Source organism: Holdemania sp. Marseille-P2844 (genome assembly GCF_900120005.1).
In the GTDB taxonomy this organism is placed as follows: domain Bacteria; phylum Bacillota_I; class Bacilli_A; order Erysipelotrichales; family Erysipelotrichaceae; genus Holdemania.
Genome location: NZ_LT635450.1, coordinates 314,010 through 341,007, shown reverse-complemented (window position 1 = coordinate 341,007; position 26,998 = coordinate 314,010). Strand labels below are relative to the sequence as shown.

21 protein-coding genes and 4 tRNA genes are annotated in these 26,998 nt (G+C 50.0%); 20 read left to right on the top strand and 5 right to left on the bottom strand.

Features of this window, described 5'->3' with window-relative positions; genetic code table 11:
• Positions 1-8: 8 nt before the first annotated feature.
• From BQ7364_RS06255 to gpmA, 4 genes are all read left to right on the top strand, one after another.
• Positions 9-1,220 (top strand): tyrosine-type recombinase/integrase, encoded by a 1,212-nt coding sequence (locus BQ7364_RS06255; RefSeq protein WP_072683911.1) that lies wholly within the window; start codon positions 9-11, stop codon positions 1,218-1,220.
• Between the two features lie 131 nt (positions 1,221-1,351).
• A complete protein-coding gene (locus BQ7364_RS06250; protein WP_072683910.1) occupies positions 1,352-2,563 on the top strand; it encodes a tyrosine-type recombinase/integrase in 1,212 nt (403 codons plus the stop codon).
• 40 nt (positions 2,564-2,603) lie between these two features.
• Positions 2,604-2,747: a hypothetical protein gene (locus BQ7364_RS18345; protein WP_234973154.1), complete on the top strand. Its 144-nt coding sequence runs from the start codon at positions 2,604-2,606 to the stop codon at positions 2,745-2,747.
• A gap of 616 nt (positions 2,748-3,363) precedes the next feature.
• Positions 3,364-4,116 (top strand): 2,3-diphosphoglycerate-dependent phosphoglycerate mutase, encoded by a 753-nt coding sequence (gene gpmA / locus BQ7364_RS06240; protein ID WP_072683908.1) that lies wholly within the window; start codon positions 3,364-3,366, stop codon positions 4,114-4,116.
• A 140-nt stretch (positions 4,117-4,256) separates the two neighbouring features.
• Here gpmA and BQ7364_RS06235 read toward each other — a convergent pair whose 3' ends face one another.
• On the bottom strand, positions 4,257-5,051 hold the full coding sequence (locus BQ7364_RS06235) for a MerR family transcriptional regulator (RefSeq protein ID WP_072683907.1): 795 nt from the start codon (positions 5,049-5,051) through the stop codon (positions 4,257-4,259).
• Between the two features lie 61 nt (positions 5,052-5,112).
• Between BQ7364_RS06235 and BQ7364_RS06230 the strand changes: the two genes are divergently transcribed.
• From BQ7364_RS06230 to BQ7364_RS18510, 6 genes are all read left to right on the top strand, one after another.
• Positions 5,113-6,423, top strand: coding sequence for an MATE family efflux transporter (locus BQ7364_RS06230; RefSeq protein ID WP_072683906.1), 1,311 nt, complete (start codon positions 5,113-5,115; stop codon positions 6,421-6,423).
• A gap of 29 nt (positions 6,424-6,452) precedes the next feature.
• Positions 6,453-7,142: an N-acetylmuramoyl-L-alanine amidase family protein gene (locus tag BQ7364_RS06225; RefSeq protein WP_072683905.1), complete on the top strand. Its 690-nt coding sequence runs from the start codon at positions 6,453-6,455 to the stop codon at positions 7,140-7,142.
• Positions 7,143-7,302: 160 nt separating this feature from the next.
• Positions 7,303-7,379: transfer RNA gene (locus BQ7364_RS06220), tRNA-Ile, on the top strand.
• Positions 7,380-7,397: 18 nt separating this feature from the next.
• Positions 7,398-7,473: transfer RNA gene (locus tag BQ7364_RS06215), tRNA-Ala, on the top strand.
• Between the two features lie 546 nt (positions 7,474-8,019).
• On the top strand, positions 8,020-8,367 hold the full coding sequence (locus BQ7364_RS06210) for a sensor histidine kinase (protein ID WP_072683904.1): 348 nt from the start codon (positions 8,020-8,022) through the stop codon (positions 8,365-8,367).
• 305 nt (positions 8,368-8,672) lie between these two features.
• On the top strand, positions 8,673-8,795 hold the full coding sequence (locus BQ7364_RS18510; RefSeq protein ID WP_255370389.1) for a hypothetical protein: 123 nt from the start codon (positions 8,673-8,675) through the stop codon (positions 8,793-8,795).
• Positions 8,796-8,947: 152 nt separating this feature from the next.
• On the opposite strand, the gene BQ7364_RS06205 is transcribed toward BQ7364_RS18510, so the two are convergent.
• Complete coding sequence (locus BQ7364_RS06205; RefSeq protein WP_234973153.1) at positions 8,948-11,137, bottom strand: glycoside hydrolase domain-containing protein; 2,190 nt, start codon at positions 11,135-11,137, stop codon at positions 8,948-8,950.
• Between the two features lie 673 nt (positions 11,138-11,810).
• On the opposite strand from BQ7364_RS06205, the gene BQ7364_RS06200 reads away from it, so the two are divergent.
• The 5 genes from BQ7364_RS06200 (at position 11,811) to BQ7364_RS06180 (ending at position 18,182) form a co-directional block, all read left to right on the top strand.
• Complete coding sequence (locus tag BQ7364_RS06200) at positions 11,811-14,216, top strand: transporter substrate-binding domain-containing diguanylate cyclase (RefSeq protein ID WP_159432760.1); 2,406 nt, start codon at positions 11,811-11,813, stop codon at positions 14,214-14,216.
• A 131-nt stretch (positions 14,217-14,347) separates the two neighbouring features.
• Entirely contained in the window at positions 14,348-14,821 is a 474-nt protein-coding gene (locus BQ7364_RS06195) for a MarR family winged helix-turn-helix transcriptional regulator (protein WP_072683902.1), read from the top strand.
• A 137-nt stretch (positions 14,822-14,958) separates the two neighbouring features.
• Positions 14,959-15,627, top strand: coding sequence for a sugar O-acetyltransferase (locus tag BQ7364_RS06190; RefSeq protein WP_255370388.1), 669 nt, complete (start codon positions 14,959-14,961; stop codon positions 15,625-15,627).
• A 164-nt stretch (positions 15,628-15,791) separates the two neighbouring features.
• Positions 15,792-17,138, top strand: a complete 1,347-nt coding sequence (locus BQ7364_RS06185; RefSeq protein ID WP_072683901.1) for an MATE family efflux transporter — start codon at positions 15,792-15,794, stop codon at positions 17,136-17,138.
• A gap of 543 nt (positions 17,139-17,681) precedes the next feature.
• Positions 17,682-18,182, top strand: coding sequence for a hypothetical protein (locus BQ7364_RS06180; RefSeq protein ID WP_139248578.1), 501 nt, complete (start codon positions 17,682-17,684; stop codon positions 18,180-18,182).
• A 195-nt stretch (positions 18,183-18,377) separates the two neighbouring features.
• Here the strand turns inward: BQ7364_RS06180 and alr are convergent, their stop codons facing one another.
• The 3 genes from alr to vanW are packed head-to-tail and all read right to left on the bottom strand — an operon-like array spanning position 18,378 to position 22,081.
• The gene (gene alr, locus BQ7364_RS17520) at positions 18,378-20,201 is read right to left on the bottom strand and encodes an alanine racemase (protein ID WP_083538464.1); all 1,824 of its coding nucleotides are present in this window, start codon (positions 20,199-20,201) and stop codon (positions 18,378-18,380) included.
• Positions 20,198-21,250, bottom strand: a complete 1,053-nt coding sequence (locus BQ7364_RS06165) for a D-alanine--D-alanine ligase family protein (protein WP_072683899.1) — start codon at positions 21,248-21,250, stop codon at positions 20,198-20,200. Before BQ7364_RS06165 ends, alr begins: the two co-directional genes overlap by 4 nt.
• A gap of 3 nt (positions 21,251-21,253) precedes the next feature.
• Positions 21,254-22,081 carry a glycopeptide resistance accessory protein VanW gene (vanW, locus tag BQ7364_RS06160; protein ID WP_072683898.1) on the bottom strand — a complete coding sequence of 276 codons (828 nt, stop codon included), beginning with the start codon at positions 22,079-22,081 and terminating at the stop codon, positions 21,254-21,256.
• A 260-nt stretch (positions 22,082-22,341) separates the two neighbouring features.
• Here vanW and BQ7364_RS06155 point away from each other — a divergent pair, with 260 nt between their 5' ends.
• From BQ7364_RS06155 to BQ7364_RS06135, 5 genes are all read left to right on the top strand, one after another.
• Positions 22,342-24,351, top strand: coding sequence for a prolyl oligopeptidase family serine peptidase (locus tag BQ7364_RS06155; RefSeq protein ID WP_072683897.1), 2,010 nt, complete (start codon positions 22,342-22,344; stop codon positions 24,349-24,351).
• Positions 24,348-24,821: a hypothetical protein gene (locus BQ7364_RS06150; protein WP_072683896.1), complete on the top strand. Its 474-nt coding sequence runs from the start codon at positions 24,348-24,350 to the stop codon at positions 24,819-24,821. Before BQ7364_RS06155 ends, BQ7364_RS06150 begins: the two co-directional genes overlap by 4 nt.
• Before the next feature lie 201 nt (positions 24,822-25,022).
• The gene (locus tag BQ7364_RS06145; RefSeq protein WP_072683895.1) at positions 25,023-26,387 is read left to right on the top strand and encodes an MATE family efflux transporter; all 1,365 of its coding nucleotides are present in this window, start codon (positions 25,023-25,025) and stop codon (positions 26,385-26,387) included.
• Between the two features lie 134 nt (positions 26,388-26,521).
• A tRNA-Asn gene (locus BQ7364_RS06140) sits at positions 26,522-26,597 on the top strand.
• Positions 26,598-26,605: 8 nt separating this feature from the next.
• A tRNA-Glu gene (locus tag BQ7364_RS06135) sits at positions 26,606-26,682 on the top strand.
• Positions 26,683-26,998 lie beyond the last annotated feature (316 nt).

Below are 26,998 nucleotides of genomic sequence, written 5' to 3'. Positions count from 1 at the left end.
TGAAGAAATTGGCTACAAAGAAAAGAATCCCAAGGTATGGAACCGTAACCATCGGTGGTCATACCTATTATCGAACAACTGTTACGGATAACGAGGGCAAGCAGATTTCTCTCTATGGAAAGACCCGTCAAGAATTGTATGACAAGGAACTGGATGCGATAGAGAAAATTGAAAACGAACAGTTCAGAAAAAAATCGCCTACTGTAAAAGAGTATTGCGAAAAATGGCTATTAATGCAATCCGTTCATGTTCGCACTACCACCTTGACTGACTATACTTCTAAGGTGCGCCGTAATATTATCCCGTATATTGGCGAGATGAGGATCGCAGATGTAACGCTGGATGATATTCAGCTTGCGCTCGTTCCGGTGTCCAAAAAGTCCGCTTCGGTCTATAAGTCAGTAATCGTCATTTACAGGTGTATTTTCCGAGCTGCGTTGGAAAGCAGAGTAATCGACCACGATCCAACGGTTCATTTATCTGCCAAGGGTGGTGGTGTTCCGCAGGAAGATAAGAAAGCATTGACCGATGAACAGGTGGAACGGCTTCTAAGTGCGATTAGAGGACTTCCGCCGTATGTATTCGTAATGCTTGGTTTGTATGCGGGATTGCGCCGTGAAGAAATCCTCGGATTGAAATGGGACTCGGTGTATTTGGACGAGGATGCCCCTTATCTTACTGTTCGACGGGCATGGCACACGGAAAGTAACAGACCGATTATTCTTACGGAATTAAAGACTAAGGCTGCAGAACGCAACATTCCCCTGCCCGATTGTCTGGCTGAATGTTTGAGAGAGGCAAAGACCAATTCTACATCGGAATATGTGGTTGCAAACCGGGACGGAGATCCGTTGAGTTACACGCAGTTTAAGCGGCTTTGGCAGTATATTGTCACGAGAACGACTAAGGAACGGTGCTATTACCGCTATGAAAACGGGGTGCGTGTGAAACACATCGTAACGCCCAAATTGGGTGAAAAAGCTGCTCATAACGGAAAAGTGGTTTATAGTCTGGATTTTGAAGTGACACCACACCAGTTACGACACACATACATTACCAATCTGATCCACGCATCGGTTGATCCTAAGACGGTTCAGTATCTGGCCGGTCATGAAAGCAGCAAGATTACAATGGATATTTACGCAAAAGTGAAATACAACAGACCGGATGATGTAGTAAAAGCAATGGGCTGCGCATTCTCTCAATGGGATGCTTCTTAATACAAAAATACGCAAGGGCAGGGATGATTTCTCCGCCCTCTTTACATACCAAATCGCACCTTTGCTATAAATGCTGTTTCTTGATAGAACAGTGGTATCAGAATACATATCACGATTGGAGGAACAACAATATGGCAAAGAAAAAACAAGACATACCGCAATACAAAACTACCACGATTAAAGGTAAACAGTATTACCGAACCAGAATCACGGATGCAGACGGTAAGCAGGCAAGTCTATATGCTTTGACCTGTGAGGAACTGTATAAGAAAGAGCAGGCCGCACGGGCGGAAGTGCAGGAAATCATTTTCAGAAGAAAAAATCCAACGGTTGCGGATTACTGTGAAAAGTGGCTCTTGATGCGATCTGCAACCGTGTCCGATGACACCATACAGAACTATCGCCGTCAAGTGGATAAATACATAGTTAAGCCCCTGGGGACTATGTATCTGTCTGATGTAACTTCAGATGACATTAAAATCGCCATGATCCCGTTAGCGAAGAAATCATCGGCGGTTTATAACCAAGTTAATATGCTGTTCAAGAGTATATTTTATAATGCCGAACGCAGTGAAGTGATCGACTACAACCCGGCTGCAAAAATCAACGCCAAGGGCGGTGTACCCGCAAAGCCAAGAGAAGCCTTGTCAGATGAACAGGTTCAGAAGCTTTTGGATACGGTCAGAGATCTGCCGACTAATCTGTTTATCATGATTGGTTTATACTCCGGACTGCGCCGGGAAGAGATCCTCGGTCTGCAGTGGGACTGTGTATTTTTGGATGTGACCACTCCCTACATTTCTGTGCAGCGAGCATGGCGAACAAAGAATAACAGGCCGGAGGTTTCTACGGTTCTTAAAACAAAGGCTGCTCGGCGTGATATTCCCATTCCCAAGTGCCTTGTAGATTGTCTGCGTGAAGCGAAAGAAAACTCTATATCCGATTTTGTAATAGCAGATAAAAACGGAGAGGCGTTGTCTGACTCTCAATATGCCAGACTCTGGAATTATGTGAAAGTTCGCACCGCTAAAAATCGAACCTGCTATAAATATGTGAATGGTCAGCGAATCAAGTATGTTGTAGAGCAGCCGCTGGGCGGTCATGCAAAAAACAACAGCAAGATCGTGTACAGTCTGGATTTTAGCGTAACGCCACATCAGCTCCGGCACACTTATATTACCAATCTCCTATATGCCGGAGTAGATCCCAAGACCGTTCAGTACCTTGCAGGACATGAGAACAGCAAGACGACTATGGACATTTACGCCAAAATAAAGTATAATAAACCAAAGGAACTTTTAGGGGTGGTAAACGCCGCTTTCGGACAGCAGACAGCCATGTGAAATCACCCATTTTTCATGTTAATGGGTAGGCTAACTGTTAATGAAAATGGCAAAAACCCTTGTGCCACAAGGGTTTTTTGAAAAATGTTCGCAAGTATGGCTTAAAGGCCGCTCGCCGCGCTCCGCAGTTCAGCAAGCGTTAAGCTTTATTCTCAAAATGGTTCAAAGAGTCCGGAAAAGCTAAATTTTCCGGGCTTTTACTTTTGATCAAACCTGATGGAATTTGATTCAGGAAAAATTCCTTTCGCCTGATTTTCAAAGGTGGAACAGAGGATGGGTCACTGCCTGATCATGACTGTTTGAAAAAAGAGCTGCCGCTCTTTCGTGATGCGGCAGGCAAGAACTGACGCGGGAGATGTAGAAAATGGACACACTGAGTCGTCGGCAAAGCAAGGAAACGGTATCTGCGGACAAGCGGCAGCCTCTGACAGAGAGAGGCAGGAGGCTTATCATCGAAATACACCAGGGGACGATTGCTCAAGGAGACCTCGTTCTGAAAATGGGCGTGAGAGAAACGATGTCCGCGGCCATGAATGAGAAGGCAAGTGAACGGTGTGTTGAAACGAGGATAAATTAGAAAACAGGGGTTAGATCCGTTTTGATTGCGTTGGCATAAACTATGGAAAGAATGAAGAATGCCGATCAAAAAAACTGTGGCCAAAGGGAATTTCTGTTTCGGAATTTCTTCTTTTTCTTCAAAGGATTTGAGACGTCGGTCGTTTTCGTTGACAATCCATGAGAGGAGAAATAGAATTAAAATGAAAGTTAGAATTAACTAACACTAAGAGAGAAGGATAGTTATGAAACTGGTCCTGGTTCGTCATGGCGAAAGTGAGTGGAATAAGCTGAACCTGTTTACCGGATGGACAGACGTCGATTTAAGTGAAACTGGACGTCGGGAAGCTGAACAGGCTGGCCGGATTTTGAAAGATCAGGGATTTGATTTTGATCTCTGTTACACGTCAGTTTTAAAGCGGGCCATTCATACACTGGATCACATGTTGGATGCGATGGACCGCAGCTGGCTGCCGGTGATCAAAAGCTGGAAATTGAATGAACGGCATTACGGCGCTCTGCAGGGGTTGAATAAAGCGGAAACAGCGGCGAAGTACGGTGAGGAACAGGTGAAGCTGTGGCGCCGTGCATATGCCGTCCTGCCGCCAGTCCTGCCTGCCGGGGATCCGCGCAGTGCGCTTAGGCAGACGATGTATCGGCGGGTGGATCCGGCTCTGCTGCCGGATGGCGAAAGTCTGGAAACGACGATCAAACGCGTCGTCCCTTATTTTGAAGCTGTGATCAAACCGGAAATGCTGGCGGGAAACAAAGTGCTGATCGTCGCGCATGGCAATTCTTTAAGAGCGCTGGTCAACTATTTTGATCAGCTGAGCGCGGAAAAAATCATGGAAGTAACGATCCCGACTGCTGCGCCGCTGGTCTATGAATTTGACGCGGAGTTTAACGTCCTCAGTCATGCTTATTTAACGGATGCAGACGAGTTGGAAAAGAAAGCGGATGTTGTCTTGAATCAGGGCAAGGTTTCCGCCGCCGGATAAGCGATTTCGTCATCCAGATTGGAATTTCATCTGAGGTTTAACAAATGCCGGAACGATTTCTGGAAATCGTAAAGTTCTGAGCCCAATGATTTAAAAGGCACCCTCGCAGTAGAAGGGTGCCTTTCAATTAAGGGAAGCGATCAGGCAGGAATGACCCGCACCTGAAGCTGGGTTACGTATTCTTCGTAACGCTGGGTTTCATGAACGTCGATCAGTAAAAATTCAAGGAAATTTCCCGCTGGCTTCAGGTTTTGTTTCTCGATTGTTTCTTGTAAAAGACGCAGATGCTCGTCGTGGGTATCATAGCGCCCGCTATAGGTCAGCGTGAGATAATCGCCTGCTTCCAGAATGAAATCATACGATTCATCCTCTGTGCAGATGAAAACGGACGTGCAGCGGACTGAACCGTCAGGCTGCAGCTCCAGAATTGAACCCGTATCGCCGTTGCCGAGAATGGAGAGTTGTTCCTCCAGCCGTCCGGAAAGTTTGGTCAGCAGGAAATCAATATCCTCGTCACGCTCAATCTTTTCTTTGAGAAGCAGACATCGTCGTTTTTCCAATGTCCGCCGGCAAACCTGATTCATCGGCTCGCTGAGCGCCACCTCGAGGCTCTGGCGGCGCTTTTGTACATCCTGGAGGTCTTTCTCCATCTCCTTGATTCTCTGCCGCAGAATGGCTTCTTTTTCGCCCAGCAGACTGCGGGTCGTCGCTACGGAACGGGCATCCAGGTAGGTTTTAATCTGTCCTGTGCTGAATCCCAGCTTTAGTAAATCGCGGATAACGTTCAGCCGCCAGATATCGCTGAGCGAATACAGCCGGTAATTGCCTGCGCTGCGCTGCGGCTGAATCAATCCGATTTTCTCGTAATAGCGCAGGGAATCGGCTCCAATATGATAGAGTCGGCAAATTTCCTGGATCTGATACAGGTTTTTCATTCCTTCACCTCTTGACTCTGGTATTATACCAAGGTTTATACTGGTTCAGGAAGGAGAAATTATGAGTTTAAAACGAAAATTTATACGTTTTGTCCTGCCGTCGATGGCGTCGATGCTGGTATTTAATTTATATACGATGGTAGACGGCATCTTTATTGCCAACTACGCAGGAGAAACGGCGTTGGCGGCTGTCAATCTGGCGATGCCGTTTATCAATTTCATGTTTGCTTTTTCTCTGCTGTTGTCGATCGGCGCGTCGACGTTGATTTCAATCCATCGAGGCGCGGGGCGAACGGAGCGGGCGAACGAGCTGTTTACGATGAACACGGCTGTGCTGTCGGTCCTGGCGTTGTTGATCTCGGCATGCTGTGTCTTTTTCGCCAAACCATTGGCGATCTTTCTGGGAGCGGGCAGCGATACGTTGAGCTATGTAACGGAATATCTCCGGATCATCGGCGGCTTTGGCTTTTTCTTCATCGTTTCCTATTCGTTTGAAGTGTTGATCAAGGCGGATGGTTTTCCGCAGTTATCCACCTTCGGCGTGCTGCTGGGCGCGGTGACGAACATTGTGCTTGACGCATTGTTTGTCTTTGGCTTCCATTGGGGGCTGGCGGGAGCGGCCTGGGCGACCGGGATCTCGCAGCTGCTGACCTTCCTGGTCTTTTTCAGTCATTTCCTGTTCAGCCGGAAAACGCATTTTCATTTCACCCGGTTTTCGCTGGAGCTGTCGCAGTATCGGCGGATTGTTCCGATCGGCATCGCCGACTGCATTACAGAACTGTCGGCCGGAGTGATTGTGTTTGCGTTTAATCATCAGATTCTGACGGTGATCGGAACCTCGGGCGTGGTCAGCTACACGGTCATGACGTATGTTTACAATCTGGTCTTAATGGCGTTTGTGGGCATTGCGCAGGGATGTCAGCCGTTGGTCAGCTATGCGCTGGGGCAGCAGGATTCGAAAACGATCAAATTGGTCTATCGTTATGGCATGACAGCGGTCGCGCTGACTTCGGCGCTGTGCTTTGGCGGCTGCTGGATTTTTACGCCGCAGATCGTTTCGGTTTTCATCCAGCCGCAGGAAACGGCATTGTTTGGCAGTTCGGTAGCGGCGTTCCGCCTGTATTCCTTTTGTTTTCTGATTATGGGGTATAATGTGCTGACTTCGGGATTCTTCGTCGCGCTGGCGAAACCGAAAGCGGCGCTGACCTTGTCGCTGGCCCGGGGGATTGTCGTAATTTTGATCAGTCTGCTTGCGATGTCGTCGATTTTCGGAGCGTTGGGAATCTGGCTGACGCCGACGGTGAGCGAAGGCGGATGTCTGGTCTTGAGCTTTATTCTGTTAAGCAAAGCGAAGTCAGGGGCAGCGGCATAGAACCGCTGCTTTTTTCATACAATGAAGCGATGAAACGATTAAAACGAAAATGCTGGGCAACAGGGAGCTTGATTGTCCTGTTGATCGCCGCTCTGGTGATGCGGGCGTTCAGCCGCGCGATCACAGTCATGTCGGATACGCGTTTAAACGGAATGACAATCGTGATCGATGCGGGACATGGGGGAAAGGATCCGGGAGCACGGAGTCAGGCGATTGACGAAGATGAGATTAATTTGAAGACGGCGAAGAAATTGCAGCGGCTATTGGAGGGGGCAGGCGCGGAGGTCATCATGATTCGTGAGGAGGATGTTGATCTGGCGCCCGCCGATGCGAAGAATGTCAAGCGGGAGGATTTAAAAAGACGGGTTGAAATTATGAATCAGCCGCAGGTCACGTTGTTTGTCAGCATTCATTGCAACATCTCGCTGGACAGCCGGGTACATGGCGCAGAGGTGTATTATCAGCAGGGCAATGAAAATTCGCATCAGCTGGCCGCCGCTGTTCTGGAACGGCTGCGGCCGGTGACGAACTCCAAGTTTCAGCCCAAAACCGGAAATATCTTCATCTTGAAACAGACGACATCGCTGGGAATTCTGGCCGAGATTGGATTTTTATCCAACGGTCAGGATTTGACTGCGCTGCAAAAAGAGGAACATCTGGATGAAATCGCGTATGCGATTTTTCAGGGAATCGACGATTTTGTTAAGATTCTGGAATAGCGCGTCTGCCTGTCTTTTGTGAAATTGAATGGAAGGGGCTGCCTGCATTTTGTCTTGCAAAAAAATTGTATGTAAAAAAAACAAAAAATTTTAAAAAGTTGTTGACACTTTATTTTCTCCGTGGTATATTTATTAAGCATTCGATGGGAAACAGTTAATTGGGCCTGTAGCTCAGGTGGTTAGAGCGCACCCCTGATAAGGGTGAGGTCGTTGGTTCAAGTCCATTCAGGCCCACCATCGAATTTAAATATACATGGGGTATTAGCTCAGCTGGGAGAGCGCCTGCTTTGCACGCAGGAGGTCAACGGTTCGATCCCGTTATGCTCCACCATGTTAATGAGATTATTGGGATATCGCTAAAAGTAGCGCATCCCTTTTTTGTATATAAAGGAGCTTATAAAGAGCCTGTGTGAGGCACGCTGAGGATAGGGCTGCCAGTTCTTCGTTGAATAGGGATCGTTGTTTATAAATAAGATTAGAAATGAAGTAAACTTAAAAATAAAAGTTGATCAGGAAAATAGAGTTTGCGGATCATAGATGAACATGATTTCAAGCAGAGATGGACGGCCATTAAAGCAATATCGGCAGTTTTATTGTTAGCTTCATATTTAAGCTGTTAGGGTTGGAAAGAGTCGAAGCAACAAATAAAATCTTTCAATAAAGGCTGCATTTGATCAGAAAGGACTTCATTGTCATCGAAATTAGCATCTGCTTAAACGTTATGTTTTAAATAATCGGAGGTCAAAAAAGATGAGTCGTATATTGATCGCAGAAGATGACAAAGCAATTTGTCAAATATTAACTGATTTTCTGGAAAGTTAAGATAACTCCAGAAATTCATTTAATAGAAGAAGAAATTTTCATCGCTTCCGATAAAATGGCGCTAACACGAGTTTTTCAAAATCTCATTGTTAACGCTGTTCATTCAACTGCTGGGAATCTGAACATAAATTTAATTTTCAACGATGAACAGCTGATTATCAGTATCCAAAACTCGATCAAAGAAGATTCCAGTCTGGATTCAACGCGGATTTTTGATCGTTTTTATTCAGGGGATTTTTCTAGAAGTAATGGTAATTCAGGTCAAGGGTTATATATCGTCAGAAAATTATTGATGCAATTAGGTTGTGAAGAACCAAGGGTAACGATTACAAAGAAATCTTTTGAAATCATCGTTAATTTAACTAATCTTTATGAGATAGAAACAAACATATCGACTGGATAACTGTTTGGAAATTTCCATGGCCATTTTGTTCTTCCGCTCAAAATCACAAAGATGCCGGGAAAGACATCAAAACTTTTTATAAGTAAGAGCCAGTTTCATCCAAAGCTGAATTTATGGAGGCAACCTCTGTGGTTTCATTTTACTTTATTTACGTGATTGTAATTTTAATGATCACTCTGCCTTCTCAGCTTCAAATCCAATCCCACCGGAGAATGCAGAATAAGGACTACCCTGATACCCATCTCAACCAGCTCGCCGGTCAGGGATTTGTTTGATCTATTTTTGAATTAAATTTCTCAATTCACATGTTTGCGCTGGTGTTTTATGAGTTAGCCGATGAAACCGCCTTTTACCTTGCTTTTTATACAGCTGCCGCTTTCCAAATGGGGGATAGTGAAACGGATTGGAGATTATTATGGGAAATTTGAAAATCGGAAGAAGTTTTCCCCATCTTTCCTATCGTTTGTGTGTGCAGAATTATGAAGAGTGTGGATTGATGCCAGGCAGGCTATAACTGAAATTGAGGCTGGAACGCAAAAGATCAAAATCAAAGCTTTCCAGCCTCTTGTTTTCCATGCGATTAAGGATGGCTCTCTGCCGCTGCGGCGGCCTGAAGGATTTTCTGTATCCGCAGTTTCAGATCGGCGGAAACCGACGTCCGTTTGCGGGGAGCCTGTGAAGGATCGAGGACAATGAGCGAGATCTCTTTCTCGATCTGATCATTTTCCTCACATTGCACAAGAATTGTTGTGGTTCCCGGGTTCTTTGCGCTGATCAATCCGGTTTCATCGACGGTGGCGATCGTCTCGTCGTTGCTGTGGTATCGCCAGGTCACCGGATTGGCGTTGTACGGAAATGGTTCGATGGCAATTTCGCTGGTTTTTCCAACTCGCAGGATGATCGACGCTCCGCATTCCATGCCGGTAATCGGAACAACCCGCGCTTGCAGATACGCCTTCGCGATCTCATCAATCCCTTTCCGCATTCGCAGCACTTCGCTCTGGACAAGCTCACGATCAGAATTTCGGGCATAGGTTGCGCTGCCATAGCGGTCGATTTTCATCTTCGGCCGTTTCAGCGACTGAACTAACTGATCCACGGCTGCTTCGGATTCCGCAGATAAGCTTTGAAGCAATTTGGCTTTGTTGATATCCCGAATGCCCTGCTTCAACATTTTATACCGCGGCGATTCGTAAAAATGATCGCCAACTGAATCTCGTTCCGCAGGATAAATCAACCACGGATCTCCCGGCTCAAATGTGCGGTAGGATACATCGGTCAGCGGATCCTCAACCCAGCCGTCCCATGACCACCTTAAGAAGCCGTCGGTTCCCTGCTTCATGGTGTACCACATCGTCCAGGCGGTGTCGGCCATATCGGAGATTGTGTAGGCGCTGGGATATTGTCCGGTACAGGTGTAGAGCGTTGTTAACAAGCCCTGTTCCTGACGATGCAAGGCCAGCTTCCGCATCGCGTCCGACTTGTCCTTGACGTTGATCAAACTGACGGAAATATCGTCAATCCGATCCAGAAACGCATCATCGTCCAGGTCGGAATAATTCATCGCCGAGGCGATTTTAAAGGATTTCCCAGCCTCGCTGCGGATCCCTTTTATCAGCTCGACGCAGGGCTGCAGGACTTCCATTTCCCGCTCGTCCATCGAAATATACGTGAGATCAAACCAACCCTTTTCCACCGTGTGCCGCAGGAAATCTTCCAGAAACGCCGTCCAGGCTGCCTGCCAGTCATCGCTGCCGGGCGTCAGCGTCAGCCGTCGGGAAGTGCCGCTTGCTTCGTCAACAACAGTGACAATGTTGCCCCAGGGAGCGATGCTGTAAGCTTTGATCTGTCCCCGGCCGGTCTGCGGATCGAGGACGCCTGCCTGAATGGCCAGCTCGATCCACTGATCAAAATCGGTATAATCGAAACTGAAAGTTCCATCCGCAGTTTGGGTCCAGTGAATCATCGACGGATCACTGTCATAGGACTGGTGGTTCCAGGCTTCTTCCACTATCGTGGCAATCACGCCGCGCCCGCCCATCTGCGCATATTCCCGCAGCTGATCAAGCAGGTAATTTTTATGTGCGTCGCTAAACGGCGTTACCCCATAATAGCGGGCGGTTGTGTAGGGATGCTGCCACAGTTCAACCTGCGTCGCTCCTGCCTGCGGGTCCGGCGCGGTCAGATCGAGAACTTCAAAAGTCAGCGTCAGCTGAACGGGAGAATGATTGGCGGAAGTGACATTCAGCGTCCCGGTATAGACGCCAGGGGCAGTGTCCCTGGGAATCGTCAGCGAGATCCAGGCGGATTTGAGCTGCTGAGCTTCGATCGACGCGGGTCCGCCTTGATGGATCACGTCAGGATAAGCGATGACGGGGGCTTCCGGATCCCCGCTGCCGATATTGGCGAGCGTTTCCCACAGCCAGCGGATATCAACATTTTCCGCGCTGATGCGGTGATTGCCGCTGCTGAAATCATCGCAGCGGATTTCCACCTGCTCCAGCGGCTGACTGCCTGCCCAGACCGTGACTTTAGCGTCCAGCACATCGTTTTGCCAGACGGTGTCCGTCAACTCGCTGAGATCGGATTGGCGGATCGCCGCATAATCCGACTGCAGGGTATGGCGGTAAGGGGTGTCGAAGACGGCGCCCATCGTCCGATCCGGTTCTGCCGGGGGTTCAGCCAGTATTCTTTGAGAACTGGCGGCGCTTGCCCCAAACAAGGCAAGGGAGAAGCATAGCGTCATAAAGCGGCGGAATCTGTTTTTCATAAGTCTCCTTTCGCTTGAATTTCCAACGGAAGAGCGGAAATCTTTTTGATTCTGACTTTATTATACCAATAAAATCCAGAGCACCCTATCTTAAATTATGAAGCTTCCCGATCTGCTCAAGCGGGATCAACGTGAGAGAAATTCATGAGCCGCCAGGGGGAGAACGAGTAACAGATCACTGTATAAAAAACAGAGCTTGAAAAGAAATTGCCGGGTGTTATAAGAACGGCTTTCTTCTGCGCGGGTTGCATCTTATGCCAAAGTGGAAGATCCAGCGCCAAGCGAGGCTTCGCTTCCAATGGATTCTGATCGGCTGGAAAAAAGGAAGGCGGATGAGGAACAGCCGCATCCGCGAATTACCAGGGGCGGCTCAAAAAGCAGGATGTGTCTTTATGTACTGAATTCATGTTGTTTTTACTTAAATCCAGCTCTGGATTTCTCGGTTCAGATTGCCGGAACGCGAAATATTTGATATACTAAAAGTTATTGAGAATAAATAATTATAACTGCGAAAACAGGCGAACAAAGCCTGATCGGCGGCGAATAAAATTGGATCTTAAATCATCTGCGAAGATCAGCGGCAAGGAGTGAAGGAATGAAATCAGCGGGCATTACGAGGAAAAAACAAGCATCCTTCTGGGGAAAAATCGGAATGATTTTTCTGCTCTTTTTTATGTGGGATTTTCCTGCCGTGCAGGCTCAGAAAAAACGTGTTGTCCGGATTGCCTATCCGCTTCAGTCTGGTTTGACGCAAATTGAGGAAAATGGTAAAAAGAGCGGCTACACCTACGAATATTTACAGGAAATCGCGCAGTATACCGGATGGGAATATGAATTTGTCATCGGCTCCAACAGTGACGACGATCTTCTGGCTTTGATGGATCAGGTGGCGGAGGGCACGATCGACTTAATGGGCGGGATGATGTACTCGGAATCCATGAAAGCAAAGTATGACTACTCGGCATACAGCTACGGCATGGTGGAAACTGTGCTGCAGGTGTCGGCGGAAGATACGCGGGATATCGTGATTGATTCGCGGATCGATCAGGATCTGACGGTCGCCATTCATGAAAATTCGGTTGCCCGGAAGAACGAATTTCTTGAATTCTGTGAAATCAATAAGGTCAATCCCCGGCTGGTTTATTATAACGATGATCAGAATGTTCTGGAGCTGCTGCAAAACAAAGCTGCGGACGCGGTGCTGAAAACAAGCGCTGACCGGGTCGAAGGACTGCGGACAATCGCCCGTTTTGCCCCCAAACCGTATTATTTCATCGCTTCCAAAAAGGACACCAGCGGTCTGATCAAGGAACTGAACTATGCTTTGCAGAACATTGAACAGTCGGATCCCTACTTTTCCACGCGGCTGGAAGAAAAGTATTTCGGGAATTTAACCAACCGGCTTGTGCTCTCGGACAGTGAGAAAGCGTATATTGATAAGACGCAGAGCGTGCGCGTGGGCTATCTGCGTGATTATCCGCCGCTGGAATTTGAGGATCAGGGCCAGCCGGCCGGGATTGCCGTGGATTATCTGCGCTCAATCAGCGAAAAGACCGGCCTGACGTTTGAATTTGTTCCGGCAGACTCGACGGCGCAGCTGGATCAAATGGCGGCTGCGGGCGAAGTGGAAATGATCGCCGGGATGACTTATGACTATGATCTGGCCCAGAAGCGAAACCTCGGAATGACGCGGGTCTATCTGAATTCCCAATTTGTCGCGGTTTTGAACAAACGCATTGACGAAACCAATTTGAGCGGCAAGGTCATGGCTCTCAGCGAAAACAGCGGATTGGTTGATGGGGAAGACACGGCGCTGACGCATGTCTGCGCTTCGATGCAGGATTGCGTGGAAAGTGTATATGAGGGTCAGGCCGATTACACGATCGCCGACGGCTATGCGGCGCAGTATTATCTGAATCAGCCCAAATATAACAACCTGCGGCTGATCCCTTTGACCGCGCAGACGCACGAGATCTGTTTCGGCGTCGCCAACCGCGGCAATCAGGAGCTGCTGACCCTTTTGAACAAAGTGATTCTGTCGACCAGCGATGAGGAAACACAGTCGCTGATTTATAAGAATACAGTTTTCCATCACACGATGACGTTGACGGATTTTATCCGTGAGAATTCGTTGACGGCGGTGACGTTGATCAGCGCGGTCGGCTTGCTGATCATCCTTGTGCTGGCGTATGCCGGCCATCAGCGTTCGAAAATGAATCGTGAGATTTCGCTGGAGTTGGAAAAACATCTTCAGGTATACCAGCTGGTCAACGACCTGTTCTTTGAATTTGATATCAAAACCCAGAAGCTGATGATTTTTGATCCGGCTGCGAAAGCTGCGGGGGAATCAGCACAGATGCGCGAGCTGCCGCACACGGACTTCCGTTATGCGAAGATCAGGCAGGAAGTTGCGCGGCTGCTGGAAACGGAAAGCGGCGGAAAGACGATAAGGGATCTTGCGCTGAGTGATCCTCAGCAACAGCCGCACTGGTTCCGCATCGCGATGCAGACGATCACGGATGCGAGTGGGCGCTGCGTCTATGTGATCGGGCGGCTGAACAACATCGACGAACAGGTTAAAGAGAAAGAACGGCTGCGCTTAAAAGCGGAGCGCGACAGTCTGACGCATATTCTCAACGCTGAGGCCTCGCGCAAACAGGTGGAAGCGGAACTGGCGGTTTTGCGGTCGGAACAGACCGGTGCTTTAATTCTTCTGGATATTGATCATTTCAAGGAAGTCAACGACAATTATGGTCACTGGGCAGGGGATCAGGTGCTGGGGCAGGTGGCCCAACTTTTACAGGAAGTGTTCAGCGGCGAAATTGTCGGCCGGCCGGGCGGTGATGAGTTTCTCGTCTACCTTCGCCAGAGTGAGGCGGAGAATGTGCGAATCCGCTGTGAAGAGCTGCGGCGGCGGGTTCAGGACATTCGGCTGTCGGCGACCGACCGGCTGAGCGTCAGCGCCGGCTGTGCTTATGCCAAAGCGGGCTGCCTGTTTGAGACGCTCTATCAACAAGCGGATAAAGCGCTGTATCAGGCAAAGGCCAGAGGCCGCAATCAGATCGTTTATCCACGTTAATCTGAAGTTCGATCAGCGAATTCAGCCGCCAGCACAAGTGAAAAATCACGAAAATTCTGCGGATTCTCACAAGAGGGATTTTCCTTTCTTCGGATGTGCGGTACAATGAGAAAGACGAAAGGGGGCTGCGGATGGAAGCGAAAGAGAGACAATATTACGTGCTGCTTTCTGCGTTATGTACGACGTATACGCAGTCAATCGATCAACAGATCGCAAACTGGATCAATCCTCATTATTTAAAGGTGCTGGAGTATATCCGAAAACATGAAGGCGTAAAACCGGGCGAGCTGGCTGCAGTCTTCCGGATGTCGAAATCGAACGTCACCAAAATTATCAGTTATTTTGTGCGCAATGATTTTGTCGAGCGGGAGATCGAACAGAAGGATCGCCGCAGCCTGCATTTAAAAACGACGCCGTATGGCCGGCAGGTTTGCGGGAAAGCGGATGCGATCATCATGCATTTTGCGGCGCTGATGGCGGAGGCGTTTGAGGACGAAGACCGCGAGCTGTTCATGCAGCGGCTAACGCTGGCGATGCAGAAAATCAACGAGGAGTCGCACGTCATGCTTGACGATGGAGATGATTTCACCAATGTGGACTTCTAAAACGAAAGCAAACTGAACAGGCGCGCAAACAGGCTCAGTTGCCGCTTCTGAAACTGAAGCGCGTAGGGCAGCATCTTGCCATCCCTGGGAAAACCCGGGAAAATAAGAGAATCTTGCAGCTTTTCCTTAAAACGGTCTTGCGCTGCAATAAGCGCACAGGAAAAGCGAAGAAAGGAAACGAAACGACGATGAATGAACAGGCGAAAATGTTGGCGGGGAAACTGTATACCGCGCAGGATCCGCAGCTGACGGCGGATCATCAGCGGGCTTTACGCTTAACCCGGCGTTATAACATGACCGCAGAGGATCAGCAGGAGGAACGCGAGACGTTGTTGCAGGAGCTGCTGGGCAGCGTCGGCGAAGACGTGGTCATCATGCCGCCGTTTCGGTGTGATTACGGCAGTCAGATTGAAATTGGCGATCATTTTTTTGCGAATTATGATTGTCTGTTTCTGGATGTGTGTCCGATTACAATCGGCGATCATGTCATGCTGGGACCGCGGGTGTGTCTGTACACCGCGGCGCATCCGCTGAGCGCGGAGGTCCGGGATACCGGATTGGAGTATGGCAAGCCGATTACAATCGGCAATTCTGTCTGGATCGGCGGCAATGTGATCGTCAATCCCGGCGTGACGATTGGCAATGAGGTTGTGATCGGCGCCGGTACCGTTGTGACCCACGATCTGCCTGACGGTGTGATCGCGGCCGGGAATCCCTGCCGCGTGCTGCGGCCTGTCACCGACAAGGACCGGCAGTTCTGGCAGGCCCGTCAACAGGAGTGGCAGGCAGATGGGGAAACGGACTGACGGAAAGAAATCTGCTTGACAAGCGGATCAGGAAAGCGTAAACTAATCCCGGTCGGACCCTCAGGAATGCCTGCGGGAAAGACGAAAAAGGGAATCAAAAAATCAGTGAGGCAAAACCACTCTAAAAAACACAGAGTGGTTTTTTATTTTGAAGGAGGAATAGAATGGAGAATAAAATGGGGACGATGCCGATGAAGAAGCTGTTGACGGCGATGTCGCTTCCGATCATGCTTTCGATGTTGATTCAGGCCTGCTACAACATTGTTGACAGTATGTTTGTCGCACGGTATTCACAAGACGCGCTGGCGGCGGTATCGCTGGCGTTTCCAATTCAGATGCTGATCATCGCGGTGTCGGTCGGCACCGCGGTCGGCGTCAATTCACTTCTGGCCCGGCGCTTGGGCGAAGGCGGGATGGAAGAGGTAAATCAGGCTGCGCAGCACGGCGTCGTTCTGGCGCTGCTGAGCGCGGCGGTGTTTGCGCTTTTCGGTTTAGGCGGAGCGCGGATGTTCGCCAATCTGTTTACCACCTCCGAAGCGATCGCTTCGCAGGCGGCGCTGTATATGGGAATCGTCACGGTATTCTGTTTCGGCGTGTTCGTACAGATTGTGATGGAACGGATCATGCAGGCGACCGGCAACGCGATTTACAACATGGTCATGCAGGGCATCGGAGCGCTGGTCAACATCATTCTGGATCCGATCTTCATCTTCGGCTTGTTCGGATTGCCGGAAATGGGCATCATGGGCGCGGCCATCGCCACGGTAGCCGGGCAGATTCTGGCGATGGTGCTGGGGGCGTGGATCATTCATAAGAAGATTCCGTTTATCCACTTGGGTCTGAATCATTTCCGGTTTTCTCTGGAAACCTGCCGCCAGATCTATTCGGTCGGCTTCCCGGCGATCATCATGCAGTCGGTGGCGTCGGTGATGACGCTGGGCATGAATATGATATTAATGCCGTATTCGGAACTGGCGATTTCGGTTTACAGCGTGTACGCCAAACTGCAGCAGTTTATCTTCATGCCGGTCATGGGGATGAACAGCGCATTGATCGCGATTGTGGGCTACAATTTCGGGGCGCAGAAAAAACAACGGATCTACCAGGCGACGCGGTATTCGCTGATCGCCGCGGTGATGATCATGGCGCTGGGAACCTTGATCTTTCAGGCGTTTCCGCAGGCCCTGTTGGGAATGTTCAACGCATCCGCCGAGATGCTGGATATCGGCATTCCGGCGCTCAAGACGATCTCGTTGTCGTTTGTGTTTGCCGGGGTGTCGATCGTGCTGTGCTCAATCTTCCAGGCGCTGGACGACGGCATGCTTTCGCTGTGGGTGTCGCTGGGCCGTCAGCTGATCCTGGTGCTGCCGCTGGCCTGGCTGCTTTCAACCTGGGGCGGGCTGAACGCGCTGTGGCTGGCATTTGTGCTCTCTGAAGCGGTGTGCATGGTGTTCAGTGCCGTCATGTACCGCCGGGTGAGAGTCCGGCAGATCGACAGACTTGCTGATTGAGAAGAAAGTAATGAAAAAACAGACAGATGATTTTACTGTAAACTTGGAAAATATATAAAAATACAGGTGGTACAAGGCACGATATGCTCTGTACTGCCTGTTTCTTTATATAGAAATTCTAGACTATCCTAAACTGAATAAAAACCTATTTGATAAATCCAAATTTTCTTTTTCTTCGTTTAATTTCATGTTTTTAATAGCCTGTTTTTGAGTTTCGATAATAAATTTGGACCATGAATTTTGTTACTTTCGATATATATCTAACTATTTAATTGTATCCAAAGAATTTGTGATTAAATAACCTGTTATATAGATTGTTTTGTACTATACTGTAATTGTAATGAGATACTCTGTCTGGATAATAGGCAGAAACTAATTGATTTGAGTCTTATGTATTTATGTGAGTTCATATTAAACTAAAGATAAAAAACATCACTTGTATTTATAGAAAGCGTGGTGAATAAAGTGAGAAAATTGCTTATTTGCATTATGATATTCTTCTTAGCATCCTGTACTTTTACAAAAACGGATAAATTAGTGTGTGTGGAAATTGAAACGCCGGAATCTATACACATTCCATATAAAAACTTGTTGGGAAATTATAATATTTATGAATATGCCGATTTTGATGAGTTATACATAGATTGTTTTAGCTGCCAAGGAGACATTAAGAATTCGTTCTGTGATAAAATAGAAAAATTTACAAACCAAATTCAGTTTTATCTTATGGCTTCTTATAAACTATCAGAAGATACTATTGAACAAGGTGATTTATATACTAAGCTGATTGGTTTTTTAGGAGTTTATGAGAAACAATCTTTTTTGAAGAATAGTTATATTGATTTTACGGAAGATGTAAAACTTACCTATACTGAATTAAAGGATAGTATTGTATATAGTGATAATGATATAGTTGTTATAAACTTTATAAAGTATTTAGACGAAGATTCAATAGAAATTTATTTCAGCGATTTCCAAGGAGAAGAAAGTGTATTTAAAGAGTTGCTACTTGATTTTGTGAAGAATCATTTGATGGAGAAATAAATTATAGTTTATTAAGGCGATGATCTTTTTATGAGTTCTTACTCGGTTCGGGAAGGAATAGAATTTCCATACAAAGAAGCAGGCAAGATAAAACGTTATATAAAACGTTATCTTGCCTGCCCTTTTTATCTTTGCCCCTGACAGGGGATATACTTCAGTTGGAACTGGATGAAAATCCAAGTTTATTAGACCAGATTAAACCAGAATGCGCGGCATTCGTCCACGAAGCATGCTTAACGTTTCCGGAACAATCGTTCCAGTTTTTTCTGCGACTTCCAGTGCGGAGATTTGGCCGGTTCCCTGTTTGCCGATCACGATGACTTCATCCCCGACAGCCGCGGGCAAAGAGCTGAGATCCACAAGACATTGATCCATGCACATCGCGCCGACGATCGGACGGCGTTGTCCATGAATCAGAACTTCTGCCCCCTGGAAGGAGGAACTGCGAAGCAGACCATCGGAATAACCGATCGAAAGAATCGCGACGGTCGTATCGCAAGGAGCGGCCCAGGCATGATTGTACCCTGCGCCCTCCCCTTTTTTCAACGGCCGCAACGCCGCAATCCGGGTGCGGACGGAAGCAACTGGCCGCCAATCCAGCGCCATCCGGGAACGGAACGGGGCGATGCAGCCGAACAGCGCGATTCCGCAGCGGACAAGATCACACCGCAGCTCCGGATAATTCAGAAATCCATAACTTCCCTGCAGATGCACGCGGCCCGGATCGATTCCCCGCTGTTTCAGACCGTCCACGACGTGAAAGAACCGTTCGATCTGCGCCCGGGTATGCGCAATGGCTTCAGCGCTCAGGTTATCCGCTTCATAAAGATGGGAATAAAGGCCGGTAATCTGAAGATGAGGCAGCGCATAGTACCGCGCGATGGCGTCCAGATCCTCCGCGGTTTCACCCAGACGGTGCATCCCGGTGTCCACCGGCAGATGTGCGCTGATCGGACAGCCGGTCTGATCCAGCTGACAGGCCTGATCGTAACTGGTTAAGGTTAAGGAGAGATGCAGACGCGACAGTTCTGCTGCCCGCTGCGGTGGAACATAGCCTAAGATCAGAATCTCCGCGGTCGGATTGATCGCCCGGATCACCTTGGCTTCCTCGACGGTGGCGACGGCGAAATGCCGAACGCCCTGCCGGCTCAGGAAATCCGCGGTCGGCTCCAGACCATGTCCATAAGCGTTGGCCTTTAAGACCGCCATCAGCTCCTGCTGCGGCGCCATGGCTTTTCTCAAGATCGTCAAATTGTGCCGCAGCGCGATCCCGTCCAGCTCGACCCAGGCCCTATCCCGACCTTCAGGAATCGGTTCAGGATCCAGCGCTTCGACGAATAAGCAAGTCGTTTCATCCAGCTGTGAGCTTTCGACCGACGTGTTTTCAGCGGGCGGAAGCGTTTCGGCCAGCGGCTGCGTCCACAGCTGCCAGCGGCGTTGTCCGTCATCATAGCGATAGGGGTTGGCCTTGGTATAAGCTTTAAGAAAAGCGGCGTATTCCTCCAGCACCCAGTCGTGATCAGCGATGATTTGCGCATGCGGCAGTCCGACATAACGGTAATGCCAGGGTTCTTCGCTGATTCCGGTAATTTCTGTTTTGTGTTTGGGGTAACGGAAAATAAAGCCGAACTGATCGGCGCATTCCCGCATCCGATCCGCCAGAGGACCGGAGAAATCCGGGCAGATCAGATCCTGATCCTTGCCGGCGATGCCCAGGTCGATGGCCAGCCCGGTATGATGCTCGCTGGCCCGCACCTCGGCGACGAACTGATGCGCGTAATCCCATCCCCGTTCACTTTCCGTTTCGCTCATGAGGGTTCGCTGCTGATCATAACTGCGCCAGCCGCTGACAAACGTCACTTCGTTTTCCCCGCCGCAATGGGTAATCCAGGCGTTTAAAGCGCGGGCGCAGACCGGCTGCAGCTGAGTGTTTTCATCAATCCAGACCAGCTCGCGGGTCCAGTAAGATTCATCCGCTTCCAGGCGATGTTCCCGGTTGACAAGCCGTACGCAGTTCATGCGTTCCTCCCCCGCCGCAAAGCGTCTTCAATTAACGTGTCCAGAATCGTTTCAAAGGGAATACCCGCCTGTCCCATCATGCGCGGATAGCGGCTGGTCGCGGTCATGCCCGGCAACGTGTTGATCTCATTAAACACGATTCGCTGGTCCGGGGTCAGGAAACAATCCACACGCACCAGTCCCTGACAATGGTGGATTTCCCACAACTTCCGTGCCAGACAGCGCATCTGTTCGCTGATGAAATCCGGCAGCTGCGCCGGACATTCCACCTGCGCGTGGGTATCGACATATTTTTCTTCATAATCGAAGAAATCGCTGTTTAAATGAATCCGGTCGACCGCACCTGTCACGAGGCTGTCGCAGGTTTGAAGGAGGGAACAGCCAATTTCCTCACCCTCGACGGCTTCTTCAATTAAAATCCGGCTGTCATGTTCGGCCGCTGCCGCGCAGGCGGCGTCGAGTTCTTCCCAAGCGTTGATCTTGGTGATGCCGATCGAGGAACCGCCGCGGGCCGGTTTGACGAAGCAGGGCAGATGCAGCCGTTTCAGCGATTCTCGCTTTTGATCGATCTCAGAATAAGCGAACACGATGAACGGACTGACTTCGATCCCGTTCTGCCGCGCCAGCTGATGGCTGAGCGCCTTGTCCATGCCCAGCAGCGAAGCATCCATGCCGCAGCCGACAAAAGGAATGTGGAACAATTCCAGCATGCCCTGAAGCGTTCCATCCTCGCCATTGCGGCCATGCAGGACCGGAAAGAAGACGTCGACGGCTACAGTTTCACCGTTTTCACTTTTTAATTCAAAGTTGCTGCGAGCCAAGGTCAGTCGCAGACGCAGATCCGACGCTGTATGCCACTGATCTGCTTCGATTTCCGCCGCGCTTGCATTTGTGAGAAACCAGTCGCCCTGAGGATCAATGCCGATTTTTACAACTGTGTACCGCTGCGGATCCAGTGCCCGCAGCACGCCCGCCGCGGAATGCAAAGAAACATGGTATTCATCGCTGCAGCCGCCAAACAGGACGGCAACGTTCAATTTTTCGTTCATGATTTAGTCCTCCTCGATAATTTCAGTTTCCGGCGGCAGCGGATAATCGATCCGGCTGCGGCTGGTGTAACAGGCTTCCTTGCGCACAAGTTCACCGCTGTGCGCGTCGTAGATCGTGCGCGCAATATCCTGTGTGCGGAAGATCTGTCCTTTTTTTCGCGAATAAGTCAGCGCGGAACCAGTCACCTCGTAGCGGCAGCGCGGCGGCTGTGCGCATCGGAACTGCGCGTGAACGGAATCCTCGTCAAAGTCCAGAATCAGCTGAAACGGCTGATCCGTATCGTTGCGGAATTTCAGATCGCTCCAGCCCTCCTGAATCGTCGCGTCGATCCCCGCCGGCATTTCCGCATTTGGATTGGCCGGCAGCGAGATGACCAGATGCGGATGCTTCTCGATCACCGTCAGCGGCGTATGCAGCACCATCCAATATAACAGTTCGCTCATAAAACACAGCCCGCCACCATGGACCGGTACGATTTTACCATCGTGCAGCCCCAGCCCCGGCAGATAGGGATCATCGTGATCGGCGCCCCGTGCCAGCTGCCAGAACGAGAACACCTCGCCCGGTTCGATGATCAGCTGCTGCATGCGGCGGGAGACCACCTTCAGGTTGTGGGCCTTGTTGTATTGATATTGAATATCATACCCGCTGTCAGGATTGATTAATCCCTGCGTACATTCATATTGGATATACGGCAGCCGTTCTTCGGCCTGCCTGCGCGCATAACGATTCCCGTCATGCTTCATTTTTTGATAAAAACACCAGATTTTCTGCTTTCTGCGCAGCGGCAGAAGAAAAGGCAGAAATTCCGTAACTCGACGTCGGCTCATACAATTCACTCTCCTTGAAGTTTCCCTTATTATGCCACCGGAAGATGACTTTCCCATGGCCGCTCCGGTGACTTGTTTGTCACTTTCAGTATAAAAGGAAAAGATCTTAAGTTCTTTACTTCCCCATGACGCTTTGTGAAGGTCTATGACAGGTTTCTTAAGAAACGATGACGACGTGTTCGGCGGCGGAAGAGGATCCTTTTTCCCCGCGCATTGTGGTACAATGAGATCAATGAAATTTCAAGGAGGGAAACAGAGTTATGAATTATCCGCAATGGAAAAAATCCGACTGGTCCGAAACCCGCTTCGGCGTGACGATGAAGGACGAGTATATCGGACTGGAACAGCCGAAGGATCCCGCGGTGCTGAGCTGGGTCGCCAGGGAAAATGCGCTGACCGATCAGTTTTTCAGCACGCTGCCGGGCTATGCGAAGAAAAAGGAACAGCTGCAGGCGCGGCCGTTTTACGCCAGCTATACCGCCGTCACGGAAACGCCAGAGGGCTATTGGGCAACCCGGGCCAACGCGGACGGCACGCGCACACTGGTCGTTTTGGACAAGGAATTTAAAGAAATCCGGGAAGCGGATCTGAGCCTGATTCCGGACACAATTACGGTGTTTACGGCCAATCCGTCCTTTACGGATCCGGATCTGATTTATTATACCGGACTGGAAGACGGGGCTGGCCGCCCGTGCGTGCTGGTCGTCGATCAAAAGGAAAACAAGCTGATCCGCAAACTGGACGGGATTTTCTACTCGCTGTGGGATAAGACCGGCCGCCGGATTCTGTATTCCGACGCCGACGCCGATCCGGAAAAAGGGTTGAACGTCAACCATGTTCGCTGTTATGACTGCGACACGGATGAAATCCAAACCTGCTTTGATTACCGTGAAAACGCCGTGCTGGTACGTCTGGCCTGCTCCGCTGACGGGGCTACTGTCGTTGCGGAAGTGATGGAAAATTACGCCGATACCGTGATCTTTGTGCAGCAGGACAACGGCGAATTTGTCTCTGTCAGCGCGAACATAAAAGGCGCGTTCACCTATGTCGATACACTGAACGGGGAGCTGATTTTCCTGACCCAGTCTCAGGCGCCGCTGGGGCGTCTGATCGCTGTGAAGCAAGGCCAGACGCTGGCGGAAGGCAGGACGCTGGTCGCAGAATGTGAAATGAAGCTGGAAGATGCGATCCGTCAAGGGGATCAGCTGGTGCTGTTCTATTTAAAAGATGCGGCGTCGTTCGTCCGCGTGGTGGACGCTGAAGGAAAGAAGGTCCATGATCTGTCGCTGCCGAGCCAATGGGGCGCGTGCACGCTGGCCATGCAGAATGGGCGCGGGATTCGCAAATCCGATTCACTGATTCTGGAATTTGAATCGTTTGTCCATTCGCCGATGCTTTTGAAGCTGACCGGCGATCAGCTGAGCGTGCTGTATCAGCCGAATCCCAAAACGGCGGCGGATATCGAAGTCCGGCAGATTTTCACCGAGGCTCCGGACGGCGAGCGCATCCCGGCCTTTGTCGTCATGCCGAAGGGGTTGGAGAAAACGGGAAAGACCCCGACGCTGATGTATGGCTACGGCGGCTACAACAACGCGATCCTGTCTTCCTATAATAATCCGTTTGTCGATCTGGACATCGTTGACTGGGTCAGTCAGGGCCGGATCTATGTCAGCATCAACCTGCGCGGGGGCAGCGAATACGGCACCCGCTGGCATGAAGGGGGAAGCCTGGCAAACAAGAAAAACTGCTTCACCGATTTCATCGCGACCGCCGAGCGCATCCAGCAGGAAGGCTGGACCTGCCCTGAGAAAACAGCGATCTGCGGCGGTTCCAACGGCGGACTGCTGATGTGCGCGCTGCTGACGATGCGGCCCGATCTGTGGGGCTGCGTCATCGCCTCGGTGCCGCATACCGATATGATCCGTTTCCGCAACGATGACCGGGGACCGATGTATATCACCGAATACGGCGATCCGATGGATCCGGCGCTGTTTTCGTACATGCTTTCCTATTCTCCATATCACAACATCCACCGGATCGCTTATCCGGCAACGTATATCCAGACTGGCGAATGTGATAACAACGTGCCGCCGTATCATGGCAAGAAAATGGCCGCGAGACTGCAGGAAAACAACCAGAGCGATCATCCGGTGCTGCTGCGCGTGCTGGCGCTCGGCAGTCATGACCGCGGCAAGGGCGAAGCCCATCTGAAAACGATCGCTGAAATGCAGAGCTATATCGACTGGGCGTTAGGCGAGGTGCAGGAATGATCACGGTCTATCTTGTCGGCCCGCTGTTTACCGAAGCCGATCAATATCAGCGCCGGAAGGAAGGGGAACGGCTGCGTCAGGAACTGGCAAAGCGGGATGTCGATGTTCAGCTTGTCAATCCGATCGACCTGCCTTTAAACGAAGGCGGCGCGTCGACGCCGGCAGCGATCTTTGAAGCCGATTATCATTTCCAGTGCGAAGCGACGCACGTGTTCCTGGATCTGGCGAATGAAGATACCGGCAGCCACATGGCGCTGGGCATTCTGTTGGAGAAGAAGCTGAGCGGCAAGCCGATCCAGCTGTACCCGGTGTACTCCGATTCCCGGATCGGACGCAATCAGGCATCCGGCCTGGATTGTCCGATCGGCTACAACGCGTTTGTGATCGGCGGCTTGAAAGCCAACGGAATTCAGACGTATTCAAGCTTTGATCAGGCGTGCGATCAGTTCCTGAAGGATCTGGAAGGCTGAGCGTAAGCCTGAGGAATCAAACGGTAGTCCGGCAAAAGCCGGAAATTCAAACAATATCTATCAGAAAAGGAAAGAGCGGCGGAAGAGAGCGGCAGGAAGCTGAAACCGCGGCTTTTTCTGTTTGCTTCAAGGGAAGGATGACCTTCTTTGAAAAGTATGATAAACTGATACCATTGATTTCAAAGAGGGAGGAAGGGAAAAATGAAAAAAAGATTCTCGAAGTTTTTCGGAACGCGGCAGTTTTACAAGCTGGCGCTGGCTGTGGCGGTCCCGTTGATGATGCAGCAGCTGATCACCAGTTCGGTTAACCTTGTCGATAATTTAATGGTCGGCCAGCTGGGGGATGCGGCGCTGGGCGGCGTCGCGGCGGTCAATCGGTTCTATATTATCGCGACCTATGGGACCAACGGCGTGCTGGCGGCCGCGGCGATCTTCATCGCACAGTTCTTCGGGGCGCGGGATGAGGAACGAATGAAGCAATCGTTCCGGTTCTCGATCTTAAGCGCGTATGCGATCATGATCCCGTTCTTCATCCTGGGGATTCTGGCGCCGCAGGAGATTGTGCATTTCTTTACGGGCGACCCGGTGATCATTCAGCTGGGCAGCGCCTATATGCGGATTGCGGCGTTTACGTTTTTGCCGATGGCGTTGTCATTGGGGATTTCCAGCGCGATGCGGGCGGTGGGGGAAACCAGAATTCCGTTAGTGATCAGCGCCGGGGCGGTGCTGACGAACACGGTGCTGAACTATTGTCTGATCTTCGGGAATTTCGGTTTTCCGCGCTTAGGTGTTGAGGGCGCGGCGATCGCGACGTTGATCGCCCGGGTGCTGGAAGCGGCCGTGCTGCTGATCGTATTGACGAAGCTGGATCTGCCGTTTAAAACCAAATTGGCGCAGCTGTTCCACGTTCCCGGCCAGCTGGCCCGCAGCATTCTGATCAAGGCGGCGCCGTTGGCGCTCAACGAAGTCATGTGGTCGCTGGGAATGGCGACGTTGTTCAAGTTCTATGCGACGCGCGGACCGGAGGTCATGTCCGGTTATTCGATTGCGAATACGATCGGCGATATCTTCTTCGTGCTGTTCGGCGGGATGGCCGCAGCGACGACGGTTCTGGTTTCGCAGCCGTTGGGTGCGAACAAGCTGGACGAAGCGCGCGATCATGGTTATCAGCTGCTGGGCTTCAGCGTCATGCTTTCCTTGTTGTTCGCGGTTCTGATGTTTGGTTCTTCGTTTGTCGTTCCGCATTTCTATCAGGTGTCGCCTACCGCCAAGCAGGTTGCGGTGGACGTGCTGCGGATCATGTCGGTGATGTTCTGGATTTATATGGGCAACACGCAGTGCTACTTCATTCTGCGCGCCGGCGGCGATACGCGTTCGACTCTGTTTATGGATTCGGGCTATATGTGGACGGTGAACATTCCGCTGATCTGCTGCTTCACCTATTTTACCGGCGTTGATATTCTGGTGTTGTATGTCATCGGACAGATGACGGATATTCTGAAGCTGGTGATCGCCTATTCGTTAGTGCGGAAAGAGAAATGGGTCGTCAATTTAACGCAATTTTGAAACAGCGGTGGTCTGCCCGGATCCGGGCAGACTTTTCCTTTGAGAAATGTTAAAAAATGGAATTAAAAAAATTTAAAAAACGAAAAAAAGTGCTTGCATACCCTTAAGGCTTATGATATTATAATTAAGCAAACGCCTAAATAGCTCAGTCGGTAGAGCAAACGGCTGTTAACCGTTAGGTCACAGGTTCGAGCCCTGTTTTAGGCGCCATTTTTTTTGGCTCGTTGGTGAAGTGGCTTAACACAGCGCCCTTTCACGGCGTCATTCACGAGTTCGAATCTCGTACGAGTCACCATTAAAAATGAAAAGTCCGCAAGGGCTTTTTTGTTTTTGGTCAAAACAAAAAATAAAAAACACGATGCTTTGTTAAAGCCGGATAAACGGTGGAATCTGTGAATAAAGGAATCGTCGGCCAGAAGGGAAACGGTCTCTTTTGTCCAAGTTAACGCAATGATTCCTGTCGCTGACGTTTTCAAATTACCTGTGCATAAAAATGGTCAATAGTAAAAGTAAACGCAGGTAAAGAAGAAAATGTGTATCGGGGCAGAGTAAAAGGAGAAACAGAGTAAAAGGAAACAAAAAAAGAGCCAGATAATGAGGGAAAAGTGTTA

Coding starts and splice junctions, on each gene's coding strand:
- alr (WP_083538464.1), bottom strand. CDS start 20,201: ATGAACTGCGTACGGCTTGTCAACCGGGAACATCGCCTGGAAGCGGAT.
- BQ7364_RS06230 (WP_072683906.1), top strand. CDS start 5,113: ATGAGTTTAAAACGAAAATTTATACGTTTTGTCCTGCCGTCGATGGCG.
- BQ7364_RS18345 (WP_234973154.1), top strand. CDS start 2,604: ATGAAAATGGCAAAAACCCTTGTGCCACAAGGGTTTTTTGAAAAATGT.
- BQ7364_RS06210 (WP_072683904.1), top strand. CDS start 8,020: ATGGCGCTAACACGAGTTTTTCAAAATCTCATTGTTAACGCTGTTCAT.
- vanW (WP_072683898.1), bottom strand. CDS start 22,081: ATGAGCCGACGTCGAGTTACGGAATTTCTGCCTTTTCTTCTGCCGCTG.
- BQ7364_RS06200 (WP_159432760.1), top strand. CDS start 11,811: ATGTGGGATTTTCCTGCCGTGCAGGCTCAGAAAAAACGTGTTGTCCGG.
- BQ7364_RS06235 (WP_072683907.1), bottom strand. CDS start 5,051: ATGAAAAACCTGTATCAGATCCAGGAAATTTGCCGACTCTATCATATT.
- BQ7364_RS06150 (WP_072683896.1), top strand. CDS start 24,348: ATGATCACGGTCTATCTTGTCGGCCCGCTGTTTACCGAAGCCGATCAA.
- BQ7364_RS06205 (WP_234973153.1), bottom strand. CDS start 11,137: ATGAAAAACAGATTCCGCCGCTTTATGACGCTATGCTTCTCCCTTGCC.
- BQ7364_RS18510 (WP_255370389.1), top strand. CDS start 8,673: ATGTTTGCGCTGGTGTTTTATGAGTTAGCCGATGAAACCGCCTTTTAC.
- BQ7364_RS06155 (WP_072683897.1), top strand. CDS start 22,342: ATGAATTATCCGCAATGGAAAAAATCCGACTGGTCCGAAACCCGCTTC.
- gpmA (WP_072683908.1), top strand. CDS start 3,364: ATGAAACTGGTCCTGGTTCGTCATGGCGAAAGTGAGTGGAATAAGCTG.
- BQ7364_RS06250 (WP_072683910.1), top strand. CDS start 1,352: ATGGCAAAGAAAAAACAAGACATACCGCAATACAAAACTACCACGATT.
- BQ7364_RS06145 (WP_072683895.1), top strand. CDS start 25,023: ATGAAAAAAAGATTCTCGAAGTTTTTCGGAACGCGGCAGTTTTACAAG.
- BQ7364_RS06225 (WP_072683905.1), top strand. CDS start 6,453: ATGAAACGATTAAAACGAAAATGCTGGGCAACAGGGAGCTTGATTGTC.
- BQ7364_RS06185 (WP_072683901.1), top strand. CDS start 15,792: ATGGAGAATAAAATGGGGACGATGCCGATGAAGAAGCTGTTGACGGCG.
- BQ7364_RS06165 (WP_072683899.1), bottom strand. CDS start 21,250: ATGAACGAAAAATTGAACGTTGCCGTCCTGTTTGGCGGCTGCAGCGAT.
- BQ7364_RS06195 (WP_072683902.1), top strand. CDS start 14,348: ATGGAAGCGAAAGAGAGACAATATTACGTGCTGCTTTCTGCGTTATGT.